The sequence below is a fragment of the Aliivibrio wodanis genome (genome assembly GCF_052920805.1).
Genome location: NZ_JBREXA010000002.1, coordinates 800,001 through 816,054 on the forward strand (window position 1 = coordinate 800,001; position 16,054 = coordinate 816,054).

General features: G+C 36.8%; 13 protein-coding genes and 1 pseudogene. 9 read left to right on the forward strand and 5 right to left on the reverse strand.

The genetic code is table 11. The annotated features are described in order from the left end of the window. Nucleotides 1–93: 93 nt before the first annotated feature. The 7 genes and pseudogenes from pyrD (at nucleotide 94) to rmf (ending at nucleotide 8,781) form a co-directional block, all read left to right on the forward strand. The gene (gene pyrD / locus ACU5DF_RS11415; protein WP_045102095.1) at nucleotides 94–1,104 is read left to right on the forward strand and encodes a quinone-dependent dihydroorotate dehydrogenase; all 1,011 of its coding nucleotides are present in this window, start codon (nucleotides 94–96) and stop codon (nucleotides 1,102–1,104) included. A gap of 212 nt (nucleotides 1,105–1,316) precedes the next feature. Further along, nucleotides 1,317–1,856, forward strand: coding sequence for a cell division protein ZapC (locus tag ACU5DF_RS11420; protein WP_045102094.1), 540 nt, complete (start codon nucleotides 1,317–1,319; stop codon nucleotides 1,854–1,856). A gap of 601 nt (nucleotides 1,857–2,457) precedes the next feature. Then, on the forward strand, nucleotides 2,458–4,575 hold the full coding sequence (gene rlmKL, locus ACU5DF_RS11425) for a bifunctional 23S rRNA (guanine(2069)-N(7))-methyltransferase RlmK/23S rRNA (guanine(2445)-N(2))-methyltransferase RlmL (protein WP_045102093.1): 2,118 nt from the start codon (nucleotides 2,458–2,460) through the stop codon (nucleotides 4,573–4,575). A 6-nt stretch (nucleotides 4,576–4,581) separates the two neighbouring features. Further along, a complete protein-coding gene (locus tag ACU5DF_RS11430; protein ID WP_446712941.1) occupies nucleotides 4,582–4,824 on the forward strand; it encodes a glutaredoxin family protein in 243 nt (80 codons plus the stop codon). Then, entirely contained in the window at nucleotides 4,805–6,718 is a 1,914-nt protein-coding gene (locus ACU5DF_RS11435) for an ABC transporter ATP-binding protein (protein WP_446712942.1), read from the forward strand. The genes ACU5DF_RS11430 and ACU5DF_RS11435 overlap by 20 nt, the downstream gene beginning before the upstream one ends. Nucleotides 6,719–6,726: 8 nt before the next feature. Continuing rightward, nucleotides 6,727–8,407 (forward strand): annotated as a pseudogene (locus ACU5DF_RS11440) (DUF3466 family protein). A gap of 200 nt (nucleotides 8,408–8,607) precedes the next feature. Continuing rightward, complete coding sequence (rmf, locus tag ACU5DF_RS11445) at nucleotides 8,608–8,781, forward strand: ribosome modulation factor (RefSeq protein ID WP_045102089.1); 174 nt, start codon at nucleotides 8,608–8,610, stop codon at nucleotides 8,779–8,781. 189 nt (nucleotides 8,782–8,970) lie between these two features. On the opposite strand, the gene fabA is transcribed toward rmf, so the two are convergent. Continuing rightward, entirely contained in the window at nucleotides 8,971–9,489 is a 519-nt protein-coding gene (fabA, locus tag ACU5DF_RS11450; protein WP_045102088.1) for a bifunctional 3-hydroxydecanoyl-ACP dehydratase/trans-2-decenoyl-ACP isomerase, read from the reverse strand. A gap of 65 nt (nucleotides 9,490–9,554) precedes the next feature. Next, on the reverse strand, nucleotides 9,555–11,222 hold the full coding sequence (locus ACU5DF_RS11455) for an AAA family ATPase (protein WP_446712943.1): 1,668 nt from the start codon (nucleotides 11,220–11,222) through the stop codon (nucleotides 9,555–9,557). Nucleotides 11,223–11,401: 179 nt separating this feature from the next. Here ACU5DF_RS11455 and matP point away from each other — a divergent pair, with 179 nt between their 5' ends. Continuing rightward, complete coding sequence (matP, locus tag ACU5DF_RS11460; protein WP_446712944.1) at nucleotides 11,402–11,848, forward strand: macrodomain Ter protein MatP; 447 nt, start codon at nucleotides 11,402–11,404, stop codon at nucleotides 11,846–11,848. A gap of 66 nt (nucleotides 11,849–11,914) precedes the next feature. Here the strand turns inward: matP and ACU5DF_RS11465 are convergent, their stop codons facing one another. Then, nucleotides 11,915–12,463, reverse strand: a complete 549-nt coding sequence (locus ACU5DF_RS11465) for a YceB family lipoprotein (RefSeq protein WP_446712945.1) — start codon at nucleotides 12,461–12,463, stop codon at nucleotides 11,915–11,917. Between the two features lie 267 nt (nucleotides 12,464–12,730). Beyond that, on the reverse strand, nucleotides 12,731–13,195 hold the full coding sequence (locus ACU5DF_RS11470) for an RDD family protein (RefSeq protein WP_446712946.1): 465 nt from the start codon (nucleotides 13,193–13,195) through the stop codon (nucleotides 12,731–12,733). 412 nt (nucleotides 13,196–13,607) lie between these two features. Between ACU5DF_RS11470 and ACU5DF_RS11475 the strand changes: the two genes are divergently transcribed. Beyond that, nucleotides 13,608–13,793 carry a DUF3693 domain-containing protein gene (locus ACU5DF_RS11475; RefSeq protein WP_446712947.1) on the forward strand — a complete coding sequence of 62 codons (186 nt, stop codon included), beginning with the start codon at nucleotides 13,608–13,610 and terminating at the stop codon, nucleotides 13,791–13,793. A gap of 180 nt (nucleotides 13,794–13,973) precedes the next feature. Here ACU5DF_RS11475 and ACU5DF_RS11480 read toward each other — a convergent pair whose 3' ends face one another. Beyond that, complete coding sequence (locus ACU5DF_RS11480; protein ID WP_446712948.1) at nucleotides 13,974–16,052, reverse strand: ATP-binding protein; 2,079 nt, start codon at nucleotides 16,050–16,052, stop codon at nucleotides 13,974–13,976. Nucleotides 16,053–16,054 lie beyond the last annotated feature (2 nt).

Consider the following 16,054-nt stretch of genomic DNA (forward strand, 5'->3'; position numbering starts at 1 on the left):
ATTATGATGAATAAAGTACGATTAAGTTTGAATTGTGAATAAAATCAGTGAATAATGACTCCCCGTTTATTCGGGACTTTTTTTGGAGCAACAATGTTATACCGCATCGCCAGAGCTGGCATTTTCAAACTTGATGCTGAAAAAGCACATGACCTAGCAATTCAAAATTTCAAACGTTTCACAGGCACTCCTCTCGATCTTTTATACCGTCAAAACTTAGCTTCTAAACCTGTAGAAGTGATGGGCATTACCTTTAAAAACCCGGTTGGCCTCGCGGCTGGCCTTGATAAGAACGGTGAATGTATTGAAGCATTTAGCGCAATGGGTTTTGGATTCATTGAAGTAGGTACTGTTACTCCTCGCCCTCAAGCAGGTAACGATAAGCCACGTTTATTTCGTTTAATTGAAGCGGAAGGTATTATTAACCGTATGGGTTTTAATAACCTTGGTGTTGATAATCTTGTTGAGAATGTAAAGAAAGCAAAATTTGACGGTGTTATTGGTATTAACATTGGAAAAAACAAAGATACACCTATTGAGAAGGGTACAGAAGATTACCTAATTTGTATGGAGAAGGTATATCAATATGCGGGCTACATTGCGATTAATATCTCATCCCCAAACACTCCAGGGCTTCGTACTCTTCAATACGGTGAAGCATTAGATGATCTTCTTTCTCAGTTAAAAGAGAAGCAAAACGAATTAGCAGAGAAATATGGTAAGTATGTACCTATTGCTCTAAAGATTGCTCCAGATTTAGATGATAACGAATTATCTCAAATTGCAGCCTCATTAATTAAGTATAAGGTTGATGGTGTGATTGCAACTAATACTACATTAGACCGTTCTATGGTTGAAGGTATGAAGCATGCAGAAGAGATGGGAGGCTTAAGTGGTCGTCCTGTTCAAGCCCGCAGCACAGAAGTTGTTCGTCGTCTTAAGGAACTTTTAGGTGATAATCTTCCAATTATAGGTGTAGGTGGCATTGACTCATATGTCGCTGCTAAAGAGAAAATGATGGCGGGTGCCGATCTGGTTCAAGTCTACTCAGGTTTCATTTATAAAGGTCCAGCATTAGTTAAAGATATCGTGAACAACATTTAATTGATATAAAGCAGTAAAAATTGCTTACAGACTGTTCAAACGAAAGGGGGAATGAAAATTTCCCCTTTTTTTATTATCAAGCTCTTGTAGAATAAGTGACTCATTGCACCAGTGATGTTTGTTTAAAAAGTCTATTTTTTAGTATAAACGTCCTAATATTAGGTGATGGAGTCGCGTAGGGCATTGTCCCATATTTTTTAGAGAGAAGTTAAATGCTTAAACCAAGTGATACATGGAGTTGGTATTACGATAATAAAGCACGGTCTCTTATGCTTGAATTGAGCATGGATATGGTTTTTTGCGTTAATCTACCTTCTAAAGTCTTAATAGATGAAGCATTCAATAAAAGTAAGTTCTCTGTTGATGATGCGGCTTCTTATGAAATGTTTGTTGAATATATTTCATTCCTTCCTCTTTCTGAGCCTCGTAAAGTTGAATTGGCGCTTAATTGTGTTGCTGCTAAGCGATTCCATAAACCAATGCTACCAAAAAGTTGGTTTTTTGAATCTCAAGGCGATGGTTATTGTCCAGCAGAAGGTGAGGTTGTGTCTCTTAAGAATGATTTAGGGGAAGGACACTTTATTATCGTTGAGAATTACGAGTGTGCCAGTATGTGTATGCTTGTTGATATGGATGCCTTTGCATTGAATCCAGTTAAATATATGTCGTTCTGTGAGCCGGTAAAGGTAATGCACGACAGAATGGCGAAGCTACAAGTTGTTAATTCCTCTTACTACGCACTAGTAGGCTAAATAAAGAAAAATAGCTTGTACGGACAGTGTAGGCTTGTTTTACTTATCTATTCTTTTTAAATTCCCTATAGACTAACCACTTAGAGCTTAGAGCTTATGCTGTATTTGTCTTGTGGTTAGACCCCTAGTTATACATTGATCTAATTAAGTCCACTTTTTCTACGTAACGCTCTATTCTCGAATTGGCATTAGCTAATAGAGTAGAGTGTTATAGGGCTTATTTTTGTCATCATCTGGGCTTACTAGATTTATCATAAATGAGATCTTGTACCAAAATGTACAAATTATTAGCAGTCTGATTAACCTACAAATCGACCTGAAATATTAATATTGCCTACATAAATTTCCTCATTTAATGATTTATTTAGGTTAATAATTTTACTAATTGTCACTGGTATAGTCCAGATTGTTTGATTTAATTTCGCGTCTTATTGTTTTTCATGGGAAACTACTCAGCTCTCATTTAAGAGGGAGATTTAATAAATAGTTGTTTTAAAAGAGATAAAATGAGTTTATGTAAGGGATTTTCTCTGAATCTATTTATCCTCTTTCAGTAAGATTCATGTATAATGCGAGGTAATTTAATAACCAAAAGAATCCCATGAAAAAATACTTAGCCATCACTTCTAAAGGCCTTGAAAACTTACTTGCTGACGAACTTATTGCACTTGGTGTTACAGACCCAAAATTAGTTTATGCAGGGGTTATGTTTGAAGCTCCAACCGAGGTTGTTTATCGTTGTTGTTTATGGAGCCGTATCGCTTCACGTTTTATTCAAGTTCTTTCTGAATTTGATGTTCGTGATGATATGGACCTGTATCTAGGTGCTTCTGCAATTAACTGGCCTAGTTATTTCAGTGCAGATAAAACATTGGTGGTGGATTTTAATGGTACAAACCGTGAGATTCGTAATAGCCAATACGGCGCATTGAAAGTAAAAGATGCGATTGTTGACCGTTTCACCAAAGCGGATCTAGAGCGTCCAAATATTGATAAAGCAGAACCTGATTTACGTGTACATATGCGTTTATCTGGTGAGAAAGGGATTCTTGGCTTTGACTTAATCGGTTCAGGTTTGCATCAGCGTGGCTATCGTACTGAAGCTGGTCGAGCACCACTTCGTGAGACATTGGCTGCTGCATTAGTACTTCGTAGTACATGGGATGAGAGTAAACCGCTATTAGATCCAATGTGTGGTTCTGGTACGTTACTGATTGAAGCTGCATTAATGGCTTGTGAAATGGCCCCTGGCGTTAAGCGTGAGAAATGGTGTTTTGAAGCACTGAATGACTTTGATGAAGAATTATGGACTGAAGTCCGTTCACAAGCGCGTGTTAAGAGTCGTCGTGGTGTTAAGAAAGTAGATACACATTTTTATGGATTTGACCGTGATTACCGTGTTATTCAAACCGCTCGTGAAAATGCCCGTCGTGCTGGCGTTGAAGATTTAATTACGTTTGATGTTGGTGATGCAACTAAGATTGAACGTCCAGAAGCGTTTGAAAATGGCGTAGTGATTTGTAACCCACCATATGGTGAGCGTTTAAGTACTGAACCGGCATTGATTGCATTATACAGTGAGTTTGGTCGCCAACTTAAAGAACAGTTTGGTGGTTGTACTGCATCAATCTATTCAAGCAACGATGATTTACTTGCATGTATACGTATGCGTGCTGATAAGCAATTTAAATTGAACAACGGCGCATTGCCTTGTGTTCAGAAAAACTATTCAATTAGCGAATCAGCTGAACGTAAAGAAGCAGCCAATGTTGAAGTTGCTCCTGAGTTTATGAACCGTCTTAAAAAGAATTTGTCTAAGATTGGTAAATGGGCACGTAAAGAGAAATTAGAATGCTACCGTCTTTATGATGCAGATTTACCTGATTACAATGCAGCGATTGATGTATATAAAGATTACATCATCATCCAAGAGTACGCGGCACCAAAAGAAATTTCAGAAGATAAAACACGTCGTCGTTTAACAGATATGATCCGTGCAACGGTTTTAGTAACGGGTGTTGAAACTAATAACGTTATTTTGAAAGTTCGTCAAAAGCAATCAGGTAAAAATCAATATCAAAAACTGGCTGAGAAATCTCGCTCTTTTGATGTTGATGAGTATGGCGTAAAATTGATTGTTAACCTACAAGATTACCTAGATACAGGTTTATTCTTAGATCATAAGTTAACGCGTAAAATGATTGGTGAAATGGCAGCAGGTAAAGATTTCTTAAACCTATTTGCTTACACCGGTTCTGCGACAGTTCATGCGGCTTGTGGTGGTGCAAAATCTACCATGACGATTGATATGTCTCGTACCTACCTAGAGTGGGCACAGAAGAACATGAATACCAATGATCAAACCGGTACTCAGCATCAGTTCTTACAAGCTGACTGTCTGCAGTGGTTACAACAAGCAGAAGGTGAGTTTGATTTAATCTTTATCGATCCACCTACGTTCTCTAACTCTAAGCGTATGGAACAAACGTTTGATGTTCAACGTGATCACATCATGTTACTTGAGAACCTAAAACGTATGCTACGTGAGAACGGTACTATCGTATTCTCGAATAATAAACGTAACTTTAAAATGGATGACGAAGCACTAGAGAAAGCAGGCCTTAAAGCTAAGAACATTTCTAAGCAAACATTGCCGCTTGACTTCGCTCGTAATAAACACATTCATAACTGTTGGATTATTACTCACAAGGAAGACTAGAGACGAATGATTACTCTCTATAGCACGGAAGGCTGCCATCTTTGCGAGCAAGCGTTTGACTTGCTTGTGGAGGTGGGTGTAGACATAGTAAAAATAAATACGGTAGATATTGCGTTTAACGATGAACTTTTTTCTCGTTACGGCGTCACAATACCTGTGGTGGCTAATGGCTTATCTGAGCTAAATTGGCCCTTCGATATATTGCAATTAAAGAATTGGTTAGAAGACAATGGCATTACTTACAATTAATAACGGTCAATTAGCGTTTGGCGATCATCCGTTATTAGACAAATCTGATTTCGCTTTACAAGAAAATGAGCGTGTGTGTTTAGTTGGCCGTAATGGTGCAGGTAAATCAACGTTAATGAAAGTGATTGCTGGTGACATCATTATGGATGACGGCAAACTTCAAATTAATCAAGATGTGGTGGTTTCTCGTCTAGAGCAAGATCCACCGCGTAATGAGAGTGGCACTGTATTTGATTACGTAGCCGAAGGCTTAGCTGAAGCAGGTAAATACTTAAAAGAGTATCACCGCCTTCTTGATTTGCTAGAAACTGATCCAAGTGAATCAAACATTAATAAGCTATCTCGTGCTCAAGAGAAAATTGACCACCTTAATGCGTGGCATTTTGATATGCGTATTCAATCGGTTCTTGAATCATTAAAACTAGATGGTCATACATTATTAACTGATTTATCTGGTGGTTGGCAACGTAAAGCGGCATTAGCTCGTGCTTTGGTTTCTGATCCTGATGTATTACTTCTTGATGAACCGACTAACCACTTAGATGTAACGACGATTGAATGGCTTGAAACCTTCTTAAAAGATTTTAAAGGCTCAATCATCTTTATCTCGCATGACCGTGCATTCATTCAATCAATGGCGACACGTATTGTAGATTTAGACCGTGGTAACTTATCTTCTTATCCTGGTAACTATGAAGAATACTTATTAGCGAAAGAAGAAGCACTACGTGTAGAAGCTGATCAAAACGCACAGTTTGATAAAGTACTTGCTCAAGAAGAATCATGGATCCGAGAAGGTATTAAAGCACGTCGTACTCGTAATGAAGGTCGTGTTCGTGCATTAAAACAATTGCGTCGTGAGCGTTCAGAGCGTCGTGAAGTAATGGGTAAAGCCAATATCCAAGTGGATGAGTCAAATCGTTCAGGTAAAATTGTATTTGAAGCTGAAAATCTTCATTACTCAATTGATGGCAAAAACATTGTTAAGAACTTCAGCTTCAATGTTATGCGTGGCGATCGTATTGCACTAATTGGTGCAAATGGTTGTGGTAAGAGTACCTTACTTAAACTGATGCTTGACCAACTGCAACCTGATTCAGGTAAATTGCATTGTGGTACGAAATTAGAAGTGGCTTACTTTGACCAATATCGTGAAGCATTAGATCCTGAAAAAACGGTTATTGATAACCTAGCAGATGGTAAACAGGAAGTAACAGTGGGTGGCCGTGAACGTCATGCATTAAGTTACTTACAAGATTTCCTATTCTCACCAAAACGTGCACGTCAGCCTGTTAAAGCGTTGTCTGGTGGTGAGAAAAACCGTCTATTACTTGCGCGTTTGTTCCTGCGTCCAAACAATTTATTGATTCTTGATGAACCAACCAATGATTTGGATATTGAAACATTGGAACTTTTAGAAGAATTACTTGCCAACTATCAAGGTACATTATTACTAGTAAGTCACGATCGTCAGTTCGTTGATAACACTGTAATGACCAGTTGGATTTTTGAAGGAGAAGGTCAGATCGAAGAGTTTGTAGGTGGCTATCATGATGCACAGCGTCAACGTGCTAATGTACAGGCGACTCGTGATGCAATGGCTCCAACAGTAAAGGTAAAAGCGGAACCAGTTGCTGCTACAACTCAAAAAGTAGAGCCGGTGGCTAAGCCAAAGAAATTATCATATAAGTTACAGCGTGAGCTTGAACAGTTACCTGAAACATTAGAGAAATTAGAAAACGAAATTACTGAACTTCAAGAGACAGTAAACAGCGCTACTTTCTTCCAACAAGCCCCTAAAACGACTGATGATGTTTTAGCACGTTTAGCAGAAACTGAACAAGCGTTGGAAGTAGCATTTGAGCGTTGGGAAGAACTTGAAGCTCTACAATAGGAAGTTAAATGAGTAATAAATTACAATTAACCACATTAGCTGTTTTGGTGTCCGCTGCGCTTCCTGCGCAAGCGGCGCTTTATAAAGTGGTGGAAGTAACGCCTGCTGTGTCGGGTACTGAGTACTATGGGACGGCGATTCAACCAGGAATGACAACAGATCCTAAAGGATGCTTTGTTGATGACTGTGTAGATGGCGCTGATTATGCGCTCGCTGGTGAAACTCGTAATAATGCAGAAGGTTTTTCATACCGTGAAGAAGTCCCTTTTGCTATGGATAACTCATTCAGTTATATCGAAGATAATCATGACGGTTTTGAGAGCTATTGTTTCTATCAGCTAGGCTACTCCACTTGTGAATACTGGGCTAATGCTCAATATACGAAGGGTTGGGGGATTGAATTAGTTGCTGGTGAAAATCAAGAATCAAATTCATTGGCTTTTGTTGAAAATGGTCTAGTGTCAGCTACTGGAATTAATACTGTTATTAATGCACTAAGTACTAGCAATGGTGCAATAACAACGATTGGTAACTTTAGTTCTTCTACATCACGAAACACTCCAATTTCAGGTGAGACCCTTATTGAGGGGGAGACCACTTGGAAACAAGGCCGACAATGGTCAACTGATGGAACTTACACAGTAGGTAGCGTTACTAATAAATCAGGTGTGGTTGTTGGTGATGAAAATGGTCGTTATTATTATCATACAAAAGCAGCAGTTTGGAATGAAGGTAAATTAACGGCCATTGCCTGGGCAGATAATAAAACTCTTGATGGTGATTATTACGCACAGGGTAGTATGCGTGATCTCTATGTTGATGGAACGGATTTTTATGGCGTAGGCTATAATAATTATGATGATCAACATATGAATGCCACAATATTTAAAGGCGTTACTTCTGATTTATCTGCATTAAAATCAAGTATGATTGGCGGTGCTCAAGTTCGAATTAGCGGTAATAATATCAATAGCAATTCAGTTGCGACAGATATTAATAAATATTTAGTGGTTGTGGGTCAAGCTAAGCGTTCAGGTGGTTTCCCTCAGAATGGCGCTGCAGCTAATCGTTTATTTGCTGTTTCTGATGCTTCTGTTACTTCACCTAGTGCTAATTTTTTCTCTAGTGACATCTTTTTTAATGGTGCGGGTGGAGAAATGGGAGGCATTAACAACTTTAATGAGATTGTTGGACGTATTGATATTGAAACTCACCGTGAATATGACGGAAAGCAGCGTCGTCAACGTGCTTTCATTTATCCTTATGGTGTAACAGAAAAAGTAAACTGAAGCGGCTGAAAAAACAGCTATTGAAAACAGAAGTGCTATTTTTGAAAATAAGGCATGGGTTATTGATGATTTAACCAATGATGGTTTAGTTTCTGGTAACAATAACCAGTATCGAATTTTCGATGCGACAGATATCAATGATGCCGGCGTAATTTCAGCAACAGCAGTGAAATGTTCAGGCGGTTACGATAGTGTTGCTCGTGATGCGTATTGTAATGCTGGAAATAGTGATGAAACTGTTGTTGCAGTTAAGCTAGTTCCTATTTCTGATGAAGAGACAAGAGATATTCAAACTCGTCCTTTTGAAAACTATACGACTGAACGTCAGGGTAGTTCGATTGGCTTTGGAGCTCTGACCCTGCTTGGTTTATTTGGTTTCATGCGAAAGCGAATTAAATAATATCAATTTGTAAGACTAAGCCCGAAGTCACAAACTGAGACTTCGGGCTTTTTTTATACTTGAAAAATGGCTCAAATTGTCCGATTCTTAAATTGTCATCACGAAATGTTCGTGATGAACCCTAACGGAATAAAAGGGTATAAGTAGTAAAGTAGTATATTTATTGAAGCATTATGCCTTCCATCTATGAGGACTGAACTATGAAGAGACAAAAGCGTGACCGTTTAGAACGAGCACAATCACAAGGATACAAAGCAGGTTTAAATGGCCGTTCATCAGAGAATTGCCCATATCAAGCAATGGATGCTCGTTCATGTTGGCTAGGGGGCTGGCGGGACGCAAGAGATGACAAACATTCCGGTTTGTTTAAATAACTAAATTTAAATAGAATTTCAAATTAAAGCCTCTTTATGGGGCTTTAATTTTATCTAGCGTAAAAAGTCAGAATAAACAAAGGTGATACTGAGAGTAATCAATAAACTCTAGCGCACTATAACTTATCTCGTTTGTGTAAAAATAAAGCCAGCACAAGGCTAGCTTTATCAATCAATAGAGTTCTTTAATTAGAATTTTGATGTATCTTGGAAAAGACCTACTTTAAGATCTTTAGCAACGTAGATTTCTTTACCATCAACTAGAACACGGCCATCAGCTAGTCCCATTACTAATTTACGGTTGATAACACGTTTAAAATCAATTTCATACGTTACTTTTTTAGCAGTAGGTAGAACTTGGCCTGTAAATTTAACTTCACCTACACCTAAAGCACGACCTTTACCTTCGCCGCCAATCCAACCAAGGAAGAAACCAACCAGTTGCCACATAGCATCAAGGCCAAGACAACCAGGCATTACTGGATCACCAGGGAAGTGACAATCAAAGAACCAAAGGTCAGGAGTAATATCTAGCTCAGCAATAACTTTACCTTTGCCAAATAGACCTTCAGTTTCAGACATAAGAGGGATACGATCCATCATTAACATATTTGGTGCTGGTAATTGTGGGCCGTTAGCACCAAATAATTCACCACGGCTTGATGCTAGTAAATCTTCACGATCGTATGAGCTAGGTTTATTTTGCATTAAAGTATTACTCCTAAATAAGTTGCTGTGATTCTAGCGAACACTTGTACGCTTAGCAAGTCGGATCAGCGCTGGTTAAACCAGTTCTTAATTCGACAAAGTATAGCAGTGCATTGAGTCGGATTGTGTTCAACATCTTCAATATGTTGAGTAATTAGAGAGAAAATAGACTCGTGTTCTTCAGATTGTAACGGTAAGCCTGTTAATAATTCAACAGCTTGTTCTACATGACTAACTGGATAAATAATAAACTTTTTATCTTCAACGGCTTGAATAACATCCTCTGAAAGAACAAGGTTTATGATATTTGTTTCAGGGATTATAACGCCTTGTTCTCCAGTTAATCCTCGTTTTTGACATAGGTGGAAAAAAGCTTCTATTTTTTCATTTACGCCACCAATTGGTTGAATCATACCAAACTGATCGACAGAACCAGTAATGGCTAAGTTTTGTTTTATTGGCGTTATAGAAAGTGCGCTTAATAGGGCGCATAGTTCAGCAAGACTAGCGCTGTCACCATCAACCTCACAGTAGGACTGTTCAAATACCATAGAGGCAGTAAATGGTAATGGCTCATGAGTATCTAGTTGACTAAGAATGTACGCTTGCATAATAAGCATACCTTTAGCATGGAGATCTCCACCTAGCTCAACTTTACGCTCTACATCTGACAATTCACCATCACCAGCATGAACAACACAAGAAATACGTGATGGTTCACCATAAGATACAGGGTGGCCAGGAACAGAAACAACAGTTAATCCATTGATTTGTCCTACTTTATCACCTTCAGTTTCAATGAATATGTTTTGTTCTAAAATATCATCAAGTGCACGAGATGGTAAGTAAGACTCTGAGAGATATTTTGCATTAATCGAATTAACGAAATCATCCGCACTGATAAATTCTGCTGATTCAGAAATGACAGAAGCTTGTGCTAAAACCGCATTCAACCAAAGTAAGCATAGATTAAGTCGGGTTTGATCTTCACATTCACGCGCTCCTAACTTAAGCAGTGGTAATAGAGCTGCTCCAGATTCTAATGGTAAATGCTTGTTTTTCTGTGAAATAAATGCAATTAACTGCAAGTAATTAACGATGGTGTCATCTGATATTTGAGTATCAAATTCATACTCAGAAAACATAGACATGCCGGCAAGTAAATCTGGTTCTAGCTGTTCAAGCTCACCTAATAAAGCTCGGTCAGCAACAATGATAAGTTTAACATCGACAGTTAGTTGATGTGTTTGTTTTGCTGAAGACTTAGGGTCGCTAACTCCAATATTAACTGCGTGACCTTGTAACAAACTTTTTAATCGAGGCCATAGCTTTGGGTTAGAAAATAAAATACTAGGAGAAATAACTAAAAAACCACCATGAGCTTTCTGCAGTAGTCCGGTTTCTAGTACATCGGATTTATTATGGTAAATACCAAATAATTCAGTTTCTGAAGCATTTTCTGCAATAATTACAGGAACCGCGGCATCATTAGATACACGATTTTTAGCATTTAAGATCAACCAATTAGCAACATATTTACGATAAACATGATTATCTAATGCGTTGATCTGCAGAATATTAACACCATTTATTCGAGAGAAGCGTTCTAAAGTTTGAGTTAACCTAGGCTGTAAAAAATAAGGTGACTGATCATTAATTGAATAAGATTGGTTCAAAGTATTTTGAATATGATCGTATTTAGGCGCGATTAAAAATGGTGTGTCTAACTGCATGCTTACTTATTCATGAAAAATAAAATTGATTATACATGACATAAAGGCACACGTCTGATTTTTCAGGGTTTAGTGAGTATTTAGAGTTAACTCTCAATATAAAGCAATTGTATTGAAGAATAGATAAACTAGAGTTACACTGTCACCCTAATTAATTCCTTACATAACGAGCCTAATATATGAAATATCAACAACTTGAAAATCTAGAAGCGGGCTGGAAGTGGATGTACTTATTCAATAAGCATCGTATGGGGGAATCGATCACTCGCTATATTGATTCAAGTGAACAACAACAATGGATTGCTGAATTTGTTAAATTAGAGCATGAGCCAGTAAAGTCACTTGAATGGATCGAAAAACATATGAATCCTGATTTTGAAAACAAACTTAAGCAGGCAATTCGAGCTAAGAGAAAGCGTCATTTTAATGCAGAGCAAGAACATACTCGTAAAAAATCGATTGATTTAGATTATCGCGTTTGGGAAAAACTTTCTCTTAGAGCTCAGGATCTTGATTCTACATTATCAGATACAATTGAATATTTGTTAAGTGAAGCATCAAGAACTGAGAAAGCCAGTCAAACGGTATCATCACTTAAAGCTGATTTAAATGAGCTATTGAAATAATAGCTCAGAAAAATACAGAGGATAGGCGGTGTTCACGCTAATGCACTATAACTTATATTCTATCATTTAATTAAACAACTCAACCACTAACTGATTGTTTTTTATAACTAGATTAGGTTGAGCAGATTTTATGAAAAATTCTTTCATTTTTTGTGGATTTAATTTATAGGCAGGTTCACTTGAGAGCGCATAACCAATAACTGAAATTGCGGGCTTTAATAATGTCACTAACTCTGGTGGTAATTGTTTATTTTTCTCTTCAAACTTTTCTAAACGTAGAGATTTCAAATAAATTTCTCCTGTTTCCTTATCATATTTAGGTATTGCACTAAACTCTAGGGTTAGTGACATACCTTGTTTTAGTTCATCCATCATTTGAATATCAGCAGTAGTATTAGCAAAGACACTAATCCGTTGGTCATCAACCCGACCAATTTTCACATCAATATTTTCTATATTAACTTCTGCATACAAAACCCCAGGGATCCCAACAGATTTTTCAATATGAATTTCATCAGAAAGATAATCGGTCATTTCTTTTTCTGTTATTGAATAATTTGAACAACCAGAAAGAATTAAAACAGAGGTGATAGCTAAGCTCGTTATTTTATTCATATTTATTCTTATATAATGACTTTGTTATGATAATAAATTAGAAATTAATTAGTTACAAGGTAACAAATTGCATTCGTAGTAATTAAATACTTCATACTACAGAAACCAGTGATGATATTTATAGTGCGAGTGTTTCTGATTGTAATGGTCAACAAAAACCGGACACCAGATCTCGTGTTTCTTTCTCATATTGGATCGGTGACAGATACCCATTAGCTGTAGGTGAGCTTTATATTGGTATAGTGATAGAGAGCGGGGCTTAATACTTTAGCGGTTAAATTGTACTTTCTCAACACCATGATCTTGCGGACGAATAACAACAGTATTTGCCATTTTGTCATGCCAACCTTGTTTTCTACTATCCCAACCAACCCACATAATGCCAATAAAAAGAGGGATTGATGAGGCAAAGTAACCAAGGTATCGAATAATATATTGCTTAGTTGTTGGTTTTTCACCAGTGTCCGCATCAACAATAATTGCTTTAATTGCCATTTTCCCCGGTGTTGCTGATTTATATTTCCAGAAAATAAGAATAGCTACGAATGGGAAAAGATAGTTTAACAAAATATCAGTAAGCCCTAAAATTGAATCACTAGAGGATAAATACGAATCTCCGTAAAACCAAAACATTAACGGAATGATAATTACCATCATGATTACAGTATCAAGTAAAGATGCTCCCACGCGAGACCAAAAACCAACATATTCAAATTCATTCGAATTACTCATAATCTATGTTTCCTTTTAATATATCTAATCAACGTAAAGTAACAAAATAACTTATAGTTGAAAGTAATACTATAGAAAAATCAATATTTTGATTTCTATCCATGCCTGTAACAACGCGCCAAAAGCTCCATCTTAACTTGTGATCCTGCAACAATAACTGTATTAGTAGTTAGTAATAGATCTACTGAAGATGTATGAATTGTTTTTATTCTCAGTGTAACTTAAGTGAGAGAGCGATTCAAAAGTGAATTAATACCTATCAGATTTTTTAGCCATACGCTGAAATAACTGCGTTAAATATTGAGTCCGTTCTTCACGAGTCTAATAGTAATTGCACCGAGAATAATAACTGCATATGGTTCAATAGAGAATCAACGTATAAAATCAGAAATAGAAATATTAATCGAACAGGTTGATTTGTAAAGTTCGCAAAACTTGTAATCTTAAAACAAACAAGTTATCAGCATGGGCACAGATAGCAAAAAAGTTTAATCACCAAGGATTACAGATGCTTAGCATTAGTTTTATGGGCTTACTTGGTGTGTTTTCGGGGTCTGAAGAATCACTCCATGAGTGCGCATTATGTATATTATGTTAAATAGGGTTTGGTATAAAGTGATTGTTAATCTTTAGACTGCTCGAAAGCTTCCCTATCTTCACTTGGTAGCCATCATACACTAGCTATTTAACCATAATCGTATTTACCATAAAATAGCTAATAATCACTAAATAATACTTCGTATTTATCTAATGATTATTAGCCTTTAAATATTCTTGTTTATTTAACATTAAAAGAATGCAAAATTGTTTTTAATTGCTTTGATCTAATTGGCTTAGAAATAAAATCATTCATACCAGCCTCGATACACGTTTTCTTTTCACTTTCTAAAGCATGCGCAGTTATTGCAATTATTGGAATCGTTAGACCTAACGCTCTGATCTCTTTAGTTGCACTGATACCATCTTTAATCGGCATTGATACATCCATGAGAATTAAATCAAAGTTAGTTGAGTTTGATAATTCATTAATCGCTTCATTGCCATTGTTAACCAAAACGACTCTGTGTCCTTGCCTTTCTAAAAGCAACTGAATAACAGCTTGATTTGCTTTATTGTCTTCAGCAACAAGAATACATAAATTCGGAGTATCTATTGATAGTTGATCGTCAGTTAAGAGTTTTTCTGTACCTTTTGGTTGGACCGATCCTTTCAATGGTAATCTTACTGTGAAAGTACTTCCTTCATTTTGTTTACTATTAACAGATATTGAACCATTCATTAATTCAGTAAGCCGTTTTATGATTGATAATCCTAAACCGGTACCACCAAATTGGCGAGTTATTGAGCTATCTGCTTGAATAAAAGGCTGAAATAAATGCTTTTGAACTTCCTCAGATATACCTATACCAGTATCTGAAACAGTAAAAGTGATAACATCAGGCTCGAACTGGTTGATATCTATACAAACCGAGCCGTTTTCCGTAAATTTTACAGCATTTCCAACCAAATTGAAGATGATTTGTGCTAGGCGTGTTGGGTCCGAGTAAATATATTGAGGGATGTTTTGTGACACTGTCACCGTGAAGATTATATCTTTCTCGCTGGCTTTCTTCTTGAAATAATCAACAGAGCTACTGATTGTATCAATCAAATTAATAGACTGTTCATCAAGAGTAAATGTTCCTGCTTCTATTCTTGATATATCTAGCACATCGCTAATTATAGTTAATAGTAATTGGGCTGAATGTTCCATTTGACCAAGCCACTGATATTGTTCTTTTGATAAATAACTATCTTGAAAAATATCAATCATTCCTAATATAGCGTTTAGCGGTGTCCTTATCTCATGGCTCATCATTGCTAAAAATTGGGACTTAGCTTTGTTCGCTTTTTCTGCTTCTCTTTGTGCTATTTGCATATCTCGTATTCGCTTTTTTCGCGTCGAAATATTTTTTGCAGTTCCACGATAACCACATAGCAAACCAAGTTCATCAAAAAAAGGGGTCCCGCTTAAACTCAACCACAATTGGGTGCTGAATTTTTCAGTTTGCCATTCTAGTTCTTTAAATGGCAACAGCTCGTGCCGTGCCATCTTGATCTTAGAGCAAATGAACTCATCATCTATAAATGTCAGAATGTTTTGAGATGATATAGCAACACCCTGCACTTCATTACTTGATAAATAAGTAAAATTAAAGTTGGTGTCAGTTTCCCAGAACCAATCTCCTACCGTTTCTGCAAAATCTTTGAACCTATCTTTACTTAAATGAACTTCTCTAGTTTTTATTTCAACCAACGACTGAAGGCGTTCTTTATAATCAATGTCGATAACAGCTCGTTCTATTAACGGTGTAAATTTTTGGATGCTATCTTTTGTCGAGTTAGAATAAACACCAAATTGAGAGCTCATTAAAATAATCACCGCATAACCTGAATGGCTTTTAATTCCTGTTATAGCGACTGATGAAAAATAGGGTTTGAGCTCTTCTGGAAGTAGTGAGAACTGTTCATTATCATTTGGTTTAAATAAAACAATAGCTTCATTATGGCAAGCTCTATAAAAAAGATTACTGAATGACCAAGTGAGATGTTCAAAACAACATTGAGTGGATGCTAAAACAGAAAACTCTTCATTTCCTGATGAGGATATGACGAGTGCATTTTCAAAAGTTACGAATTCTTTTATTACATCAAGGAGCCCTTTAAAGATGTCTTCTTTATTTTGAGCATCTGATATGACGGATAAGCCATTAAGTATAGCTTGATTTTCTTTTTGAAGATGAGATTCCCTATCATGACTTCGTTTAAGCTCTAATAGTAACTCTTGGACTTGTTCTTTTTCGGAATGAGCCTTCACAA